Genomic DNA, 18,831 nt, shown 5'->3' on the forward strand with positions numbered 1-18,831 from the left:
TAAATAACCGTTTCTAAGAATTGTTTTTAAGAACCGTTTCTAAGAACCGTTGAAAGCCACAGGACCACTCATGGAACTATCCATCAATCGGCATGGCGGTACGCCCATTGCGCAGCAGGTCGAAGCGAGCATTCGAGATTGGATTGAAACGCAGGGTTCGGGAGGTGGCCGTCGTTTACCTTCTATTCGCCGTTTAGCGGCCACGCATGACATTAGCCGTAATGCGGTAATCGAAGCCTATGAACGTTTGGTTGCAGCGGGATTGGTGTGTTCCCGACGTGGTTCAGGATTTTATGTCGCGGATAGCACTGCATCGCTAGTCTCACAGCCATCCATTAATGGCGCATTGGAAGAGGTCACAAACGGCTTGTGGGGGCTTTTCAATGCCAATGAGCACACGCTCAAGTTAGGCTGTGGCTGGCTGCCCAGCCATTGGCGAGAAGGAGACGACCTAACCCATGCTATTCGCCACGTAGCACGCAGCAGTCGCGCAGGAATTTTCGAATACAGTACGCCTCAAGGGCCCTTAGCACTGCGCGAGTTGATTCAAGAGCGTTTGCGTATGCTCGCCGTGGGTGTGGACGCACAGCAAATCGTGATGACCGGCGGAGGTAGCCACTCGCTCGACCTGATAATAAGGATGCTTTTGGAGCCCGGTGACGTGATGTTTGTAGAGTCGCCAGGCTATTATAATCTGTTTGGCCTACTGCACTTACAGCGCATTCGCGTCATAGGCGTGCCTCGCCTTGCCGACGGGCCCGATATCGAGCGTTTAGAGCAATTATTAGCCGAGCATCGCCCTAAGCTTTTCTACATCAACAGCGTTTTTCATAACCCTACCGGCAGCACCCTAACGCCCGCCATTGCGCATCGGGTATTACAGCTGGCGGAACAGCACGATTTTCAAATTATCGAAGACGATATCTACGCAGATTTCCAGCATACACCCACCTCGCGCTTAGCAGCGTTAGACGGTTTAAACCGGGTTTTCTACCTTGGCAGCTTTTCAAAAAGTCTTTCTTCTTCGTTACGCGTAGGCTTTATCGCCACCCCGCCAACGCTGGTACAGCGCTTGGTCGATATCAAGATGTTGACCAGCATCTCTGCATCACGCTTTGCCGAACAGGTCGTCATTATCATGCTGCAAAACGGTAGCTACCGAAAGCTCACCGAACGGCTAAGAACGAAGCTATCCAATCAAATGGCGATGGCACTCACGATGCTCAAAAAAGCGGGCTGGGAGATTTATACCGAGCCCGCGGGAGGAATGTTTATTTGGGCGAGGCCACCCTCTGACATCTCGCCCGAGAGGGTGTCTGAACTGGCTAAGCAGTGGGAAATCACGCTATCGCCGGGGCATTTATTCTTTGCTGATCACCAGCCCACACCGTGGCTACGCCTTAACGTTGCTTATATGCAGGACCCAAGGGCAAAAGCGTTTATTGAAGCGGTGAGCTAACAGCATTCTGCTAAGCGAGTCTTGCACAACAGACTATTAGCGCCGTCACCTCACCGGCTAGCGAAGCAATTAACTCGCTAATGCATTGAGTTCGTCATACAGCGCTTTGGGGAACGTGACGCCATTAGCATGACTTCTTTCCCGAGCTTCAAAGCGCCGCTGTGAAGGCAAGCGTGCGCCTTGGCCAAGAATACTGTCGAAAAGAACTTCGGCATGTTTGAGATGGCTTTCGGCCTGGCTGCCGAGAAAAGCCTCAGGTGACATCGCAATAATCAGCTCACCATGAAAGGGCTTGCCGGTTTTCTCGGCATTCGCCGCTTGGGTTTCGTGGCCAAGCAAGTCACCGATTAGCGGGCCGGCTAACAGCTCCACCATAGTAGAAAGCGCAGACCCTTTATAGCTTCCAAAGGGCAGCATGGCACCCGCTAGTGCAGCCACCGGATCGGTAGTGGCTTTGCCTTCATCATTGATCGCCCACCCGTGGGGAATCGACTTACCCGCGCGCCGATGAAGCTCTATCTCACCGCGAGCGACCACGCTGGTGGCAAAATCAAACGTATAGGGCGTTCCATCAGGGCGCGGCCAGGAAAACGCGATGGGATTGGTACCCAAAAGAGGCAAAGTGCCGCCTGCCGGCGCTACAAACGCGTGACTTGGCGTCATTGCTAGCGCCACCAGCCCTTCTGCAGAAAGCGCTTCAACCTCAGACCACAGCGCCGAAAAATGAAAGCTATTATTAATCGCGAGAGCCGCAATCCCATTCGCTTTAGCTTTTTCTATCAGCATAGGCTTACCAAGCTCAAACGATAGCAGTGAGCAACCCTTATTCGCATTGACCTTAACAACGCTCGCCGCCTGATCCGTAATGCTTGGTTCAGCATCGGTATCAACACCACCATTTAAGGCAGTTTGGACACACCCAATCAGCCGATATAAGCCATGCGAGTGGCACTCATCACGCTGTGCCGCCAAGACGCTTTTGGTAATCGCATCGGCATGGGCCTGACTGAAGCCGTTTTTAATGAGCACCTTTTTACTCAGCGTTTCGGCTTCCTGCAGAGAAATCGTAATATCATCACTCATAGCATCACCTAACTAATTATCTTTATTGGCATTTCTATTACGCAATAAAAAAGCAGGTACCGAGTACCTGCTTTCTATTCGCCTAGCGTTCGAGCGTTTTTACAGTTCGCGCTTACCGTCAACTAAGCGTGTAGTACTCAGAGGATTACCATCTTTCAGCGCCTCGGGTAGCAGGCCTGCTGGCAATGACTGATAGCAAACGGGGCGTAGGAAACGGTGGATAGCCGCCGTGCCTACTGACGTAGTGCGGGAATCAGACGTTGCCGGGAACGGACCGCCGTGTACCATGGCATGGCACACTTCAACGCCAGTGGGCCAGGCATTGGCAAGAATACGGCCAGCCTTGCGCTCAAGCGTAGGTAGCAGTGCTTTGGCAGCATCCAGGTCTGCGTCATCCATGTGTAGCGTAGCGGTTAGCTGACCTTCAAGCTGTTCAGCCACACGTTTTACTTCGGCGTCATCAGCGCATTCGATCACTAAAGAGCTGGCACCAAACACTTCAGCCTGCAGCGCTTCTGAAGCAAGAAAGTCGTTCGCTGAAGCGGCAAAAAGGGCTGTCTGGCATTGGTAATCACCACCTGTTTTACCGCGAGCAACTTCACGCACTTTATCCGCACTGCTCCAGCTAGCAACACCCTCTTGATAAGCGCTATGGATGCCTGGAGTGAGCATGGTCTGTGGACCGCTGGCTTCTACTGCGCCTTTCGCAGCGTCAATGAAGGCGTCCAACTCAGGGCCTTTCACCGCGATGACGAGGCCGGGGCTAGTACAGAACTGGCCAGCGCCCATGTTGAGCGAACCAATAAAGGCTTCGCCTAGCGCCTTGCCACGCGATTTCAGCGCCGCGGGCAATAAGAACACAGGGTTAATGCTGCTCATCTCGGCATAAACCGGAATCGGCTGCGGCCGCGCCTGAGCGGTTTTCATTAGCGCCGTACCGCCACTGCGTGAACCGGTGAAACCCACCGCTTGAATGCGCGGATCGTCGACCAGCGCCTGACCGATTTCTCGACCGGAGCCGAACAGCAATGAAAAGACACCTTCAGGCAAGCCACAAGCTTTAACGGCTTTTTGAATCGCCCGCCCCACCAGCTCAGAGGTACCTGGGTGCGCAGAGTGACCTTTTACGACCACTGGGCAGCCCGCGGCTAATGCAGACGCCGTGTCGCCACCGGCAACCGAAAATGCAAGCGGGAAGTTGCTGGCCCCAAACACAGCCACTGGGCCTAGTGCTATATGGCGCTGGCGCAAGTCAGCGCGCGGAAGCGGCTGGCGATCTGGCATGGCAGGATCAATACGAACATCCAACCACTCTCCTGCACGTACAACGGAGGCGAATAAACGTAGTTGGCCGCAGGTTCTGCCACGCTCACCCTCAAGACGCGCCTGAGGAAGCCCAGATTCCGCCATCGCACGCTCAATTAATTCGCTGCCAATAGCTTCAATTTCACTAGCGATCGTTTCAAGAAACGTAGCGCGCTCTTCAAGCGATGTTTCTCGATAGGTGTTATACGCTGCTTCGGCCAGCTCGCAAGCTTGCTCAACGTGTGCTCGACTGCCGCCTGCATATACTGGCTCTAAGGATTCGCCGGTTGCGGGGTTTACCGCTTGGATATTGGCCTGTGTACCGGTTACTGATTTTTGGCCAATTAGCATTTCGCCTTGAATCGTCATACGTTGCTCCTCATATGGTTCAGTGATATCACTGGTCGCGATATTTTGCGTACATGTTGCGCGCCCGGTTAAGGTGCTGAAACATCGTTTCACGGGCGGCTTGGGCATCGCGGGAAAGAATGGCTTCAATAATGTACGAGTGCTCTTCTTGAACCCTTTCCAAGTAACGTTCGGAAGAAATCGGGTTAATATCGGTACTCAGCAGCTTGGCGCGCGGAATCACGCTCTGGCTCCACTGCTTGTAAAAAGATTGGAAAAAAGGGTTTTTAGTTGCCGTTGCGATGGCAAAGTGAAAAAGATAATCCTCTTCCCGCGCCTGGCTTTTCTGGGCAAATGCATTGCTAAATGCTAAATGTTGGGTCTCTAATCGCTGACGGTCTTCATCATCATGGCGCAAAGCTGCCAGCTCAGCTGCTGCGGGCTCTAGCGTCAAACGCAGCTCCAGAAGATGTAAAATATCTTCCACCGTAGTCGGATTGATACGCTCAGCAGGCCGTGCTTCTAAACTAGAAGAACGCAGCACCGTGGTACCTACGCCACGTCGTGTTGCTACCAGCCCCAGGGATTTAAGATGGGTAATTGCCTCACGGATGACGGTGCGACTCACCCCAAAGGAATCGCAAAGGCTGTTCTCTGTAGGTAGCTTTTCCCCCACGCTGACCTTGCCTTGAGTGATCAAAGCTTCCAATTGATCGGCCACGTGCACGGACAAGCTTCCCTGTTTAGCAATTTTATGAAAACTTAAATGCATGTTATCCGACGGCATATTAGACACCTTTAATAATGCAAACCTGATGTAGCAACAGGTTTAGTTAAATACATCGCTAGCGCATTAATGCTGGCCGTTTAGGATCAAACTCCCATCCAGGAATCAGAAACTGCATCGCCATTGAATCATTTCTCTGTGTGGCACCTAACGAATTGTAAAGGTTGTGCGCCGCCTGGAGTCTATCTTCATCGAGCACAACGCCTAGCCCGGGCGTCGTTGGAACCGTTAACTTGCCATCGCTAATACGTAAGGGGGCTTTAGTAATACGCTGGCCATCTTGCCAAATCCAGTGAGTATCAATCGCCGTAATGTCACCAGGGCAAGCCGCGGCAACGTGCGTCATCATCGCTAATGAAATATCAAAGTGGTTGTTACTATGTGACCCCCACGTCATGCCCCACTCGTGGCACAGTTCGCCAACTTTGACAGCACCTTGCATCGTCCAAAAGTGACAATCCGCCAAAGGGATATCCACTGCATTCAATTGAACGGCGTATTGGAGCTGCTTGAAATCAGTCGCGATCATGTTGGTGGCCGTTGCTAAACCAGTACGCTTTTTAAACTCGGCCATGGTTTCGCGTCCCGAATAGCTTTCTTCCTGGCCACAGGGGTCTTCTGCATAGCTCAGCAAGTGCTTAATCGGCTCTAGAATTCGAACCGCGTCATCAAGCTTCCAAGCGCCGTTAGGGTCAAGCGTCAGACGCGCATCAGGGAAGGCGTCGTGCAAAGCGCGGATGCAATCGGCTTCGTCTTCACCGCTTAACACCCCGCCCTTTAGTTTGAAATCTTTAAAGCCGTAGCGTTCATAGGCTGCTTTGGCTAAATCGACAACGGCATCTGGCGTCAGCGCTTCCTGGTAGCGTATTTCATCCCAACGGTCTTGGGGATTCTTTGCCTGAATATAGGGTAAGTCTGTCTTACCGGGGTCGCCTAACAAGAATAGATAGCCTAGCACATCGACTTGGTCACGCTGGCGCCCATACTGGCCAAGCAAATCTGCCACGGGCAGCTGGAGCGCCTGGCCATAGAGATCCAACAGGGCAGACTCGATACCGGTAATAACATGCACCGCAACCCGTAAGTCGAAGGTTTGACGGCCTCGCTCTTCACGCCCATTTTTAGCGAGCATCAGACGTACTTGATTAAGCGTTTGCTTAACATTATTGATAGGTGAGCCTTCCACTAACACACGGCACTTGGCTAGCCCACTCAGGATGCCTGCGCTGGAAGGAATTTCACCCACCCCTTTATTGCCTGCCGTATCTTCGAGGATAACCACACAGCGGATAAAATAGGGCGCATGCCCGCCGCTCAAATTAAGTAAAAAACCATCGTATCCTGCAACAGGAACCACTTTCATTGATTTAATCTTAGGAAACATATGACGCACACCCCTTTTATTATAGACCTCAATAGAGCGATCGTTTTCGGAATCAGATTACGAGTACCGAATAAACAAGGCGAAGCTGCTATTGATACTCAGCCGAAGATTAAGCTGCTTACAACTGGCTCTTCTTAATTTAAACGTCCTTGGCTACTAACCCGCGAGTTCACACACAGAACGCCACAGCATGTCGTCGATAACAACCGGCTCTTCTCCGTATCGCTGGCGAGAAGTAGACTCGCCTGGCCAGCGTACGGGGCTACCCGGCTCAGCAGGCGTGGTAGCGGCCAGATGAGACTGGATACCCTCAACAATGTTATCGCAAGCGTCACGCCCACCAAGTTGTTCAGGGTCAAAAATCATAAAAATTTGGCTACTTCCGCCGCCGCTACCACGCTGAACGTTATCAATTTCATGGCTAGGGCGCCCTTGAGATAGCAGGGCAGCCAACGCATCAAGCAGAACCGCTAATCCAGAGCCTTTCCAATAGCCTGTTGGCAGTAAACGACGCGTGGCTGCTATCACTGCAGGGTCACGACTCAACTGCCCATGCTCGTCAAAACCTCCGTCGATGGTTAACTGCTCTCCCTTCAATTGAGTCGTCTGAAGCTTACCGTATGAAAACTGAGACATCGCCATATCTAACACAAGAGGCCCTGTGCTATGCGGCACAGCCATCACCAGGGGGTTATTGCCAATCGACTGAGATGCCCCACCCCAAGCAGGCATGCAGGATTCGGTGTTAGTCCACATAATCGTAGCGAAACCTTGCTCAACCGCGTGCCAGCCGTAGCTTCCTCCACGCATCCAGTGCGTTGTGTCGCGTAGCGCGACCAGTCCCATACCGTGCTCACGTGCCAACGCAATAGCTCTTTCTGTCGCATGAAGTGCGTTAATCACACCGATTCCAAAACCACCATCAAGTACCTCAATCGCCCCCATTCGTTGCACAAGGCTTGGCTGAGCGTCGATATCGACCCAGCCGCGCCCGACATATTCAATGAACCGGGGAATCCGACCGATGCCATGAGAAGGTACGCCGTCGCGAGTGCTTTCAGCATGAATTCTCGCGCAAGTCGCAGCAGCATCAGGATTTAGTCCTGCCTTTAATAAAGACCTTTCAATAGTATTCCGAAGCGTTTCAAAATCGACATTAGCCATAACTTACTCCAGCTTAAAAAAAGGCCACTACTGCGAGTGGACATCGGCACCCTAATTGCCACACATGACGGCTGTGGATCAATAGCGTGCAGCAAGCCATCTTAGACATTGAAAAGGATTTCAGACGGTATCTAAGTAGCGCGCGGATGTTTGCTACGGTAGTTCTGCCATAGAGTCAAAGCCAATAATCCTGCGGCTATAACTAAGAAGGTAACGCTGATAGGTCGCGTGAAGAATGGCGTCCAATCGCCCTCGAACGACTGCAGCCCTCGGCGCAGATTTGATTCAGCGATAGGTCCTAGAATGAGTCCTAGAATGACCGGCGCTGTCCCAAAATCGTAACGATTAAGGAAATAGCCTAAAACGCCGAAGCCCAGCATCAAATAAAGATTAAATACGTCTCCATCCACACCGTACACGCCAATGAAACAGAACACTAAAATCGCGGCCAGCAGCTGCTTTCTAGGAACCATAAGTACACGAATGAATAACTTGATACCCAGGCACATGATTAACAGCATGAAGAAGTTGGCGACAAGATAAGCCAAGAAGATGCCATAAATCGTACCGCTTTGATCAGCGAAAAGAAGCGGACCAGGCGTGATGCCTTGAATCATCAAGCCGCCTAGCAGTACGGCGGTAGCAGCTTCGCCTGGGATACCCAAGGCCAAGGTAGGAATCAGCGCACCACCGAGTAGTGCGTTATTAGCACTCTCAACCGACACAACACCTGGCGCGTAGCCCTTTCCAAATTTCTCGGGAGTTTTAGAGAAACGCCGAGTTTGATCATAAGCCACTAGCGAAGCAATGCTACCGCCCGCTCCTGGTATCGGCCCAACGACTGAGCCAGATGCGATGCCTATCAATAGAGCCTTCCAGTGTTTCAGCGTCTCAACAAAGAGCGGTCGTGCGTTATCAATTCGGTGCGCACTTTCTTTCATCCGCTCATACGGATCATATTCAAAGGCATCTTTGAGCACTTGAGAGATCGCAAAAAGACCGATTAACGCAGGGAGTAAATTAACACCGGTTAATAGCGATAGTTCGTCGAAGGTAAAACGCCCTACCCCTGTAATCGGATCGGTGCCAATAGTTGAAATGAAAAAACCGATCAGTCCGGCAATCAGTCCTTTAAGTAACGATTTACCCGCTACTGAAGCAATAATCACTAAGCCGAATATACTTAGGGAAAAATACTCGGCTGGGCCAAATCGCAGCGCAAACTCCGCAATTGGCGGGGCCAGCAAACTAAGAATAACCATGCTCGCCACGCCGCCAAAGAACGAAGCAACAATTGCCAAACCAAGCGCACGACCTGCTTCGCCCTTCTGCGCCATTGGAAAACCATCAAAGGTAGTCGCAACCGATGAGGGAGTACCAGGTATATTTAATAAAATAGCAGGAATGGATCCGCTCGCACCGGCACCACAAAGCGCGCCAAGCAGCATACCTATTCCAGCCACAGGCGGCATACCAAAGGTTACCGGCAAGAGTAAAGCAATGGCCATCGCTGATGTTAATCCGGGGAGCGATCCCATGATGATACCGAGCAAAGTGCCGCCAGCTATAGCCAGCAATGTGCCCCACTGCAACACCATACCTAGGCCGTCTATATAACCGGACATAATAAAAGCCTCCTAAAGCTCAGGTGAAAGATATATCCGGTCACGTGGGGAGTGGGATATTAAAAAGCTCGGTGAATACATAGAAGATACCCAGCGTTAGTAAGAGGGCGAAGACCAATGTGGCAATTAGCGACTTCCCACGCTCGATAGCCGAAAGCGACGCCCATACTCCACTTACAAAAGCGAGCCCTACAACGCAGACAAAAGTAAAAAGCGCAGTGCTGGCGATATAGCCAAGAGGCTCAAAGCTCACAATGTAGCCAATGAGCAATAAGATAATAAATAGCCACTGCGCAATACTGCGTTTGCGCGAAACACCAGCCGATTGTGATCTCGCACCTGCAGCCATCCGCCATTCGTTAACGTCCTTCACCAAACAGGGAAGCGCTAACAAAAAGATCAGCCCTGATAAAAGCTGAGGGAAAAAGGCAGGAGAAAGATCGCCAACAATCTCGAAGTCGGGTATACCTGAGGCGACTACAAAGGCAATTGCCGATGTAATCATCAAAAACAGATTGAAGAGTGGCTTTCCAATATCACGTTCCATAAATAAAACTCCAACCACTCCTTAGTGGCGACACTAGCAACTATATTAACGACGATTTTTATGAAAGTCGGTTTTAGTGGTCGTGCTGCCAAAAATTCTGGCAGCACGCAGGAGCGCTATTATTTTGCCAAGTCTCCGGCAGCCTCCAGCATAATTGCGGCTGATTCATCGATGAAAACATCAAGTTCATCGCCATAAAGAGGAGCTAGCTCAGTTCCCAGGTTATTAGCGGTTTCTTCATAAGAGCCGTCTTCAACGATTTGCTGAATTGCAGCAACCCACTGTTCTTTAACGTCGTCGGGCAGACCTTGAGGCCCAACGAGACCGCGCCATACGCTAATCGTCAAATCATAGCCAGACTCTTGAAAAGTCGGTACGTCAGGCAGATTATCACTGCGCTCAGCATAGGTTGTCGCGAGAGCATTTAGGCGGCCAGCTTCAAGTCCTGAACGTAGTTCAGCACCACCAAGCACCACGGCCTCAACGTGACCACCCATTACCGCTGAGATAGCTTCAGAGCCTCCAGGATAGGGAATCAAATTAAAATTTGAGCTAGTGATGTTAGCAATAGCATTAGCGGTGATATGCGCTGACGAGCCGATACCGGAAACACCGACGCGAACTGAACCAGAAGAAGCGGCTTCGATCAAACTGTCGACAGTTTGGTAAGGGCTTTCGCTGCTAACGGCAAGCAAATATGGCTCTTCGACAACTTTTGCAATAAAGTCAAAATCTTCGTGAGTAAAAGGAACATTACCCATGGCTTCAAGCGAGAGCATACCGGTACTTGCCGCCATCATCGTATAGCCATCAGCAGCAGAGGCTACACCCCGGGACAAACCAACGGCACCGCCGCCACCTGCAATATTACGAATGACCAACGTCTCACCTAGCTGCTCTTCTAGCAGCGGCTGCAGCGCTCGAACGAAGGTGTCATTACCCCCTCCAGCTGAGAACGGCACGATCACTTCGATACTCTTATTCGGATAATCGTTAGCTAGTGCCTGGCCTCCGGCAACCATACCTATGGCGAGTGTTAGCGTGCTCAATAAATTTTTCATTATTTGTTTACCTTTTATTGATATTGAAAAGCCCAATTGTTTATTAGATGGATCCAGTACATCGGGTCGTGCGAGAAAGCCTAGCGAACCAGTGCCGGTCGGTTGGGATCGAAGGCCCAACCATCAATCAAATACTGCATGGCTGTAGCGTCGCTTCGTCCACCTGAGGGCAGGCTACGATAAAGCGCATTGGCTTTCTCAATTTCGCTCATGTCGACCTCTACACCCAGCCCTGGAGCGTCGGTCACAGCTATCTTGCCATCGACGATTTCCGGCGGATTGCGGGTTAGGCGCGCATCACCTTCCTGCCATATCCAATGAGTATCCAATGCGGTTGTGCGCCCTACAGCCGCAGCACCGACTTGAGCAAACATGGCAAGTGAAATATCGAAATGATTATTCGAGTGCGACCCCCACGTCATGCCGTGGTCTTGGCAGAGCTGAGAAACACGCACCGCCCCCGATAGAGTCCAGAAATGCGGGTCGGCGAGAGGGATATCAACTGAACGTAACATCAGCGCATGGGCCATTTCGCGCCAGTTGGTAGCAACCATATTGGTAGCAACAGGCAGGCCCGTCGCATGGCGGAACTCAGCTAGAATTTCTCGCCCGGAAAATCCTTGCTCTGCACCACAAGGGTCTTCAGCGTAGGCGATCACACCATGCAGGTCTTTACATAAACGAATTGCTTCATCAAGTGACCATGCGCCGTTAGGATCAATAGTGGTACGTGCATTTGGAAAAGCATTATGTAACTCGGTGACGGCCTCAATCTCTTGCTCACCGGGTAACGCGCCGCCCTTAAGCTTGAAGTCTTTAAAACCGTAACGATCATGAGCGGCTTGCGCTAGCTCCACAATCCGCTGCGGCGTCATCGCGACTTCATCCCGCTGACGGTACCAATCGTGGCTTAGCCCTTCGGAACCACGGCGAAAATCTAATGGAGTCTTATGGCCGTCGCCAATGAAAAATAGATACCCCAGCACATCAACGCTATCACGTTGCTTACCATTGCCCAGAAGCTCTGCCACCGGCACACCAAGAAATTTACCCATGAGATCTAGCAGTGCGGCCTCAAGTGCAGCGACCGCATTAATACGCAGCTCGAAGGTCCATGAGCCCTTACCGAAATCCTCGGAGTCAGCGCTGAGCCCCACGTTATGTAGCGAGGAAATCATAGAGCGCAACTTACTGATTGGCTGGCCCACCACACGCTCTCGAGATCGTTCAAGTGACTGCTGGATCGTTTCACCACCTGGCGCTTCACCGACCCCCACGTTCCCAGCGTTATCCTTAAGAATAACCAGGTTGCGCGTAAAAAAAGGCGAATGCGCTCCACCGATATTGAGCAGCATGCTATCGCGACCAGCAACTGGGATAACCAGCATTTCGGTTATCGTGGGAGTACCGTGGCTCGGCATAAATATGCCTCCATTAGATGTTTTTAGTACGCTTGCCATCATTCTCATGATGATTTTTGCACAAACCAATTACTCGCTATGACCAATAGCTAACACTTAAAGAGATTTTGCCTTCTCAATCAGCCTTTCAAGCTGTTGACACTCGTCTTTGGTTGGCATAACTAACGGAGCACGTACTCTACCTGCCGGGCGGCCAACAATTTCAGCGCCGGCTTTAATCAAGCTGACGGCATAGCCGGATTTTTGATCACGTAGGTCTACAAACGGAATGAAAAAGTCGTTGGTAATTTGTTTAACAACGTCTTTATTTCCTTTACGCAGTTCCTTGTAGAAGGTAACCGCCATATCAGGAACGAAGTTGAATACCGCCGAGGAGTAAGTATTCACGCCAATAGAGAGATAGGCTTCGGCAAAGATTTCAGCCGTAGGAACACCGCCGATATAGGACAGACGATCGCCAACCGTTTTGATAATTTTGTTTAACGCCTGAATGTCACCTTTGCCATCTTTCAAACCAATCAGATTGGGGCAAAGATCGGCAAGCCGCTGAACGGAAGGAGCCGTCATAATACCGTTGCCGCGATTGTAATAAATCACGTTTAGCTCAGTAGAGTCACACACTTGGCGTGCATACTCGACCAACCCATCCTGTGGGCACTCGGTAAGGTATGGAGGCATTAAGAGAATGCCATCAGCGCCCGCCTCTTCTGCCGCCTTTGCAAACGCCACGCTTGCTTCAACGCTCAACCCAGCGCTAGCAATAACGGGCAGTCGGCCATCAATGACCTCAACCGCAACGCGAACAATCTCACGGTACTCATCAAGCGAAAGACTAAAAAACTCACCCGTGCCGCCAGCTACGAAAACGGCTGAGATTTCATGGCTGATAAACCACTCTAAACGCTCACGATAGCTCGCCTCATCAAAGCGGCCTTGGCTATCAAAATCGGTAATAGGAAATGATAGCAGGCCATCGCCAATGGCATTTGTTACTGCTTCTTTTGAAAATTTCAAGTTGCACCCTCTTTTATAAATGCGTTGATCCCTGGGTGAGCTAGTACCATCGAGCCGCCCAACGCCTAATGTAATACATCATACAACCATGAAGATAAGTACCTCACGCTGGGGAAGCAAGCAGAACCCGCGAAATCTAAACCAAAGTAGTAGGCCAAAACTGGCAATGATCATTATAATTAGATATTAACGACCCAATCTGGCCTAAACAACGCTGGGTTGAATTCATCCGGATAACCACCGGGATTGGCAAGAATCCGAGTGCCGTTACGCAAAATATCGACCGGCTCATGAACGTGCCCATGAATCCATACATCCATTTTGCCCATTAAATGAGGAAGATGAGAGGCAAACGCAGGGGAAAGGTCATCGCCTAAATATTGACCGGGAATGCAGTCGTGAAGCGGTGCATGATGGCTGATCACCACCTTGGGGCCATCAAACGGCTGTGCGAGCTCCCCTTCGAGCCAATGACGCGCCTCACTATGCAGCTGGCAGCTTTCTTCAGGCGTAAAAATGCGCTCTGGCGCGGTTTGGACGATGCGAAAATCAGGCATATAGCGTAGTGCTTTAGACAGGGTATCAGCCGGATTTTTTGTTGGATCACCGGCGTAAAGCGCAAAATCGGTCCATAGCGTGGTGCCGTAAAAACGCACGCCGTTCAGCGTAATGCTACGACTATCCAGTAGCTCAATCTCGAGCCGCTCGGCTTCTTCTGCCAGCCCCTCGCGCAGCAATGGCAGGCAGGTATTATAGAACTCGTGATTACCGGGCACGTAGATAATGGGTGTGTTTGGAAAGCTCCGGCGAGCCCAGGCAAGCCCCTCACACTGGCGGTGAATATCGCCCGCCAGGATGACCACGTCAGCCTCAACCTCAGGCAATTCGCGGTATCCATCAAAGTACTCCAAGTGTAAATCAGACAAAATACGCAGGCGCATTGGCTCTCCTCTTACTCGTCACTCAGAGCGAAATTTAGCGCGAAATCTGCTCAACAAATTGGCTTACCAAGCTCACCACATCGGCTTCACATTCACGGTGAGGTACATGATGGATATTTGCCAGTATTTCGCAATGTGCGGGGCCGTTAAGATGGCGCACAATGCTTTCCGGCTGCCGACGAGAACCATACTCATCGTTTGCCCCATGAATGATCAAGCTGGGGCACTTGACGCGCTCAAGCGCAGGCACTAATGACCAGTTTTCAAACGCTGGATTCAGCCATGTTTCTGTCCAGGCATTGAGCACCCAGCGGGCTTTATCGCCGTGGTATTTGGTTAGCTTAGCAAGCTGCTCTGGTGCCTGAAATGCGGCCTGGGCTTCTACGATGCCGCTTCGCGTGCGCTGTTCATTAAAGGCCTGCGCAGAAATAGTGACTAAACCATCGCAATCATCGGCGTAAGCCCCCGCACACTGAACGGCCATACAGCCACCCACGCTGTGCCCCATCGCGATAAAACGCTCTACGCCCAAAGCATCGCGAAGCGCTGCAAACCCTTGGCTGGGTTCATCATCGATAAAACTTAACGGCAGAATATCGTTACGCGCGGCAGATAGGCCAAAACCAACGCGGTCATAGGCAATCACGCGACGCTGGGTGGCGACGCATAGCGCCGCGGAAAAGCTGCGCCATAGCGCAACGCAACCTAAAGAGTCGTGCAGCAAGACGATGGGGCTTTCAGGCATTTGTGTATTACTTGGCTGCCAGGTGCGCGTAAACAGGCGGCCATCGGGCACATCGACCCACTGGTCATGCTGTTCGAAAGAGGATAAGGCTGAGTTCGTCATTAGCAGCTACGTGATTTTTATTAGTTGACGATGAACATAGCACGCCAGCGCGGTGGCTCCAATGATTGCCAATGTGTGCCGGCTAGATTGTCAGGAATGCTTCTTACGCAAAATGCTGCGATGCAGCAAAAAACAGCTATACTAGAGATGTTGTCCCACTAGGAGGGCCACAAAATGACATTTCTAACGTTACACCCTGCGCGCGATAGTGAAGTTCTAGCGTTCTGGAGCTTAAACGCCCAGTGGCATCGTGCCGCCGCCGAAGCACTGACAGCCTATTTAGGTTAATTCAGCTGCTTTTGCTACCCCAAGACCAAAAGATAAGCCATGCAGCCGGAATAATTTCCGGCTTTTTAAATTTTATGAAAACCTTTTCCATTCAAAGATATAATAGCGCTAACGCACCTTATGTAAGCCCAGGCTTACATAAAATAGCCGATTACCTACACCGTTTGGACTATCACAAGCCTCTGAAAGCCCTTACTATCGTGACCAATAGCGAAAATGCTGCTGCGCACAATACAGGCTCTATAACAAAATGTTGCATGCATTTCTGTCATGCACCTCTGACTAATGTCCCTTTAAATAAAGGAGTGAACGCCATGCAATATTCAAACGCCCAAGCTCAAACATTAAACGACGATGTCATGGAAGTATGGGCACAGCGCGCAAGGCAGCAGCTAGCTGCCCTTGATGCTATTAAGGATTTCCTGCGCTAAAGCAATTGCTCAAGATCTGTTTCAGACCCCCAGCGCCTCGTATGAACGAGGCGCTTTTTTATAGCCAGTTAGTTTCTGGAGCGTCGGCACTGTCGAGCTGGGCTAGGAAGGTATCTTGTAGAATATACATTCGTTTTACATCGCGATATTTTCCGTTAATAAAGAACTCTTGAACCAGCTTTCCCTCCTCAATAAACCCGCTCTCTTCGTAAAGATGGATTGCTTTGACGTTTTCCACCGCCACAATCAGGTACACCTTATGTAGGTTTAAGATGGTGAAAGAGTAGTGCAGCGCCTGTTGAATTAATGATCGGGCAAAGCCTTTACCCTGATAATCGGGCGCAATGATAATTTGAAACTCACCGCTGCGGTGGATGTAGTCAATCTCAATCAGCTCTACCAAACCAATCGCGTCACTATTGCCATCCTCTGCTACAAATCGTCGTTCAGCGTTGTCGTGAATATGCTTGTTATAAAGCTCCTCTAGCTCGTCAAATGACTCGTAAGGCTCTTCAAACCAGTACGACATAATGCTCTGGTTATTATTTAGCTCATGCACAAAACGCAGGTCGTTGCGCTCCAGTGCGCGTAAATAAAGTGCGTGGCCCATCATTTTCCATCCTTATCGATATCGCTCAATCATGCGCATCTTGAAGCTTGTGTTAAGGGTCGTCTTGCCGCGCAGCTAATTTAGCCAGACGCTGAAACGAAAACAGCGCTTCCAACGGGTGTTCTCTACCCTCTATAAGCGCGCGCAACAACGTTGCGCCAATCATGCTATAGCTTATGCCATTACCGCCATATGCCATGGCAAAGTGTACGCGCGAGCCAAACGCCTCGTGAGGGCCAAAAAAAGGCAGGCCATCCTCCGTTTCAGCAAAAGTGCCGCCCCATGAGAAGGTGGGATTCATATCAAGCCTCGGCCATAGCGCTTCTATCTTACGCGCCAAACCAGCGGCTTTCTCCTCAACCCGAGCATCGCGACGCTTAGGAATATCTTCATCGTCGTCATCACCGCCTACTAATAAGCGGCCGTCACCGGTGCAACGCATATAAAGGTACGGGCGCGCTGACTCCCACACCATCGTGTGGCGTAATGCCCCTAACGCCTCAGGTGCAAGCGGGTCGGTGATAAAAGCGTAGCTGCTGCGATTGATCGCCACTTTCTCAGGTAGCCAGGCCTGTGACTCATACCCCGCCGCCATAATTAAGTGCTGACAGCGCAGCGTAGCCCCGTTAGTAAGCGTTAACGTCACGCCCTGCTCGTCAGGCGACATGGACGCCATTTGCGTGCGGTCGTATACCTCCCCTCCACGCTCGACAACGGCATTAAATAGCCGATAGGCCATACGGTAAGGATCAATACTGGCTGCCAGCTGGGTAAGAATAGCCCCAGGCGCTTCAAAGCCGTATTCCGCTAAAATGTCGTCACTGTTCAGCCATGTGGCATCAAATCCGTGCTTTTGGCGCAGCGCCAGCTCCTCTTTGAGGGCTGCCACATCCTCTTCGTGACTGGCATAGTAGAGGCTCTTCTGGCGCTCAAAATCTACGTCGCCTAGCGCCACCGCCAGTGCTTCAATCTCGCCAATCGCTTGAGCACAGGCGCGATAAGCGAGTACTGCATCGGCTTCTCCGTAGCGTTTGGCCAAATCGGTCATGTGCGTATCTATTTCGTATTGTAGCAACGCCGTGCTCGCCGCAGAGCTACCCCACCCCACATCACGCTGCTCAATGACCACCACGTGATGGCCGTGTCGACTAAGCTCATCAGCGATTAAGGCGCCGGTAATACCGCCGCCAATCACCACAACGTCACACGCATGATGGTGGATAAGCTTGGGAAACGCTGTCAGCAGGCCATTTTTGATCGCCCAATAGGGATAGCCACTTTTTAGATCCATCGGGTTGCCTATGCTGGAGAGACTTGCAGTATGCTGTTAACCATAGATGCATCCTTCAAAACGTGCTTGAGAAAACATGCCTAAGTAACTGCCACCACAAAAAAAGGAGAGGCGCATGATTGATTTACGCAGTGATACGGTGACCCGCCCAACGACCGCTATGAAAGAGGCCATGATGGCGGCGCCGGTGGGCGATGACGTGTGGGGCGATGACCCAACAGTCAACGCCTTTCAAGCAACTCTAGCCGAGCTGGCTGGGGCAGAGGCCGCCCTGCTATTTCCTAGCGGCACGCAAAGTAACCTCGTCGGGTTAATGGCGCACTGCGAACGCGGCGATGAGTATATCGTGGGGCAGTCAGCCCATACCTATCGCTATGAAGGCGGGGGTGCCGCGGTCTTAGGCAGCATTCAACCGCAGCCGATTGAGAACGCCGCCGATGGCACGCTGCCGCTTGAGAAAATAAGCGCTGCCATCAAAGCTGACGATTTTCACTTTGCACGCAGTAAACTTCTGACCTTGGAAAACACGATAGCCGGCAAAGTGCTATCGGCCGATTACATCATCGCAGCAACGAATTTGGCGCGTGAACGCGGGCTGGCGACACATTTAGACGGCGCGCGACTGTTTAATGCCGCTGTCGCCACGAACACCTCGCTGAAACAGCTTTGCGAGCCCTTCGACAGCGTGTCTCTATGCTTTTCAAAAGGCCTTGGAGCACCGATAGGCTCAGCCTTGGTCGGCTCACAGGCGTTAATCGATAAGGCACGCCGTTTACGCAAAATGGTCGGGGGGGGCATGCGCCAAGCAGGCATTATCGCCGCCGCTTGCCAGCACGCGTTGGACCATCACGTAGCTGATCTCAGCCATGACCACCGCCGCGCCGCACGCCTAGCGGAAGGTCTAGCGAAACTGCCCGGCGTTGAAATCACTTCCCAGGCTACCAACATGGTATTCGCACGCTTCCCTGACGCCCATATCCAGCCACTTTCCGCCTGGCTCAAAGAACATGGCGTGCTTATTGAGATGCTTTACGCCACGCGCTTCGTTGTCCATCGCGATATCAACGATGCGGATATTGATAAGGTCATTGCGGTCATGAAAGCCTACTTTAGCCAGCACTAAATAGCATCTCGTGGGGCTAGCGTGCTGGTAAACCACTACAACCGCCTTAGTTCCCACGACATCACCCCCACATAAAGTAAGCGCCCCGCTCAGAGAAGCTGA

General features: G+C 51.4%; 16 protein-coding genes. 2 read left to right on the forward strand and 14 right to left on the reverse strand.

Going from position 1 to position 18,831, the window contains the following annotated elements; genetic code table 11:
- Positions 1-70 precede the first annotated feature (70 nt).
- On the forward strand, positions 71-1,459 hold the full coding sequence (locus tag CIK78_RS15575) for a PLP-dependent aminotransferase family protein (RefSeq protein ID WP_096281788.1): 1,389 nt from the start codon (positions 71-73) through the stop codon (positions 1,457-1,459).
- A 69-nt stretch (positions 1,460-1,528) separates the two neighbouring features.
- Here the strand turns inward: CIK78_RS15575 and CIK78_RS15580 are convergent, their stop codons facing one another.
- From CIK78_RS15580 to CIK78_RS15645, 14 genes are all read right to left on the reverse strand, one after another.
- The gene (locus tag CIK78_RS15580; RefSeq protein ID WP_096281790.1) at positions 1,529-2,542 is read right to left on the reverse strand and encodes an Ldh family oxidoreductase; all 1,014 of its coding nucleotides are present in this window, start codon (positions 2,540-2,542) and stop codon (positions 1,529-1,531) included.
- A gap of 99 nt (positions 2,543-2,641) precedes the next feature.
- Positions 2,642-4,216 carry an aldehyde dehydrogenase (NADP(+)) gene (locus CIK78_RS15585; protein ID WP_096281792.1) on the reverse strand — a complete coding sequence of 525 codons (1,575 nt, stop codon included), beginning with the start codon at positions 4,214-4,216 and terminating at the stop codon, positions 2,642-2,644.
- A gap of 28 nt (positions 4,217-4,244) precedes the next feature.
- Positions 4,245-4,982 (reverse strand): FadR/GntR family transcriptional regulator, encoded by a 738-nt coding sequence (locus CIK78_RS15590; protein WP_225734321.1) that lies wholly within the window; start codon positions 4,980-4,982, stop codon positions 4,245-4,247.
- 58 nt (positions 4,983-5,040) lie between these two features.
- Positions 5,041-6,366 (reverse strand): enolase C-terminal domain-like protein, encoded by a 1,326-nt coding sequence (locus tag CIK78_RS15595; protein ID WP_096281794.1) that lies wholly within the window; start codon positions 6,364-6,366, stop codon positions 5,041-5,043.
- A gap of 156 nt (positions 6,367-6,522) precedes the next feature.
- The gene (gene yiaK / locus CIK78_RS15600) at positions 6,523-7,530 is read right to left on the reverse strand and encodes a 3-dehydro-L-gulonate 2-dehydrogenase (RefSeq protein WP_096281796.1); all 1,008 of its coding nucleotides are present in this window, start codon (positions 7,528-7,530) and stop codon (positions 6,523-6,525) included.
- 131 nt (positions 7,531-7,661) lie between these two features.
- The gene (locus CIK78_RS15605) at positions 7,662-9,155 is read right to left on the reverse strand and encodes a tripartite tricarboxylate transporter permease (protein ID WP_225734320.1); all 1,494 of its coding nucleotides are present in this window, start codon (positions 9,153-9,155) and stop codon (positions 7,662-7,664) included.
- A 40-nt stretch (positions 9,156-9,195) separates the two neighbouring features.
- Positions 9,196-9,702, reverse strand: coding sequence for a tripartite tricarboxylate transporter TctB family protein (locus tag CIK78_RS15610; RefSeq protein ID WP_096281800.1), 507 nt, complete (start codon positions 9,700-9,702; stop codon positions 9,196-9,198).
- Positions 9,703-9,821: 119 nt separating this feature from the next.
- A complete protein-coding gene (locus CIK78_RS15615) occupies positions 9,822-10,763 on the reverse strand; it encodes a tripartite tricarboxylate transporter substrate binding protein (RefSeq protein WP_096281802.1) in 942 nt (313 codons plus the stop codon).
- Between the two features lie 80 nt (positions 10,764-10,843).
- Positions 10,844-12,184 carry an enolase C-terminal domain-like protein gene (locus tag CIK78_RS15620; RefSeq protein WP_096281804.1) on the reverse strand — a complete coding sequence of 447 codons (1,341 nt, stop codon included), beginning with the start codon at positions 12,182-12,184 and terminating at the stop codon, positions 10,844-10,846.
- A 96-nt stretch (positions 12,185-12,280) separates the two neighbouring features.
- Entirely contained in the window at positions 12,281-13,198 is a 918-nt protein-coding gene (kdgD, locus tag CIK78_RS15625; protein ID WP_096281806.1) for a 5-dehydro-4-deoxyglucarate dehydratase, read from the reverse strand.
- Positions 13,199-13,377: 179 nt separating this feature from the next.
- Complete coding sequence (locus CIK78_RS15630) at positions 13,378-14,139, reverse strand: metallophosphoesterase (RefSeq protein ID WP_096281808.1); 762 nt, start codon at positions 14,137-14,139, stop codon at positions 13,378-13,380.
- A gap of 34 nt (positions 14,140-14,173) precedes the next feature.
- Positions 14,174-14,986, reverse strand: coding sequence for an alpha/beta hydrolase (locus CIK78_RS15635; protein WP_096281810.1), 813 nt, complete (start codon positions 14,984-14,986; stop codon positions 14,174-14,176).
- Between the two features lie 777 nt (positions 14,987-15,763).
- Complete coding sequence (gene speG / locus CIK78_RS15640; RefSeq protein WP_096282418.1) at positions 15,764-16,315, reverse strand: spermidine N1-acetyltransferase; 552 nt, start codon at positions 16,313-16,315, stop codon at positions 15,764-15,766.
- A gap of 52 nt (positions 16,316-16,367) precedes the next feature.
- Entirely contained in the window at positions 16,368-17,606 is a 1,239-nt protein-coding gene (locus CIK78_RS15645) for an FAD-dependent oxidoreductase (protein ID WP_096281812.1), read from the reverse strand.
- Positions 17,607-17,721: 115 nt separating this feature from the next.
- Between CIK78_RS15645 and ltaE the strand changes: the two genes are divergently transcribed.
- Positions 17,722-18,729, forward strand: a complete 1,008-nt coding sequence (gene ltaE / locus CIK78_RS15650) for a low-specificity L-threonine aldolase (RefSeq protein ID WP_096281814.1) — start codon at positions 17,722-17,724, stop codon at positions 18,727-18,729.
- The last annotated feature ends 102 nt before the right edge of the window (positions 18,730-18,831 follow it).

It is taken from the genome of Halomonas sp. JB37 (assembly GCF_002332255.1).
GTDB lineage: Bacteria > Pseudomonadota > Gammaproteobacteria > Pseudomonadales > Halomonadaceae > Vreelandella > Vreelandella casei.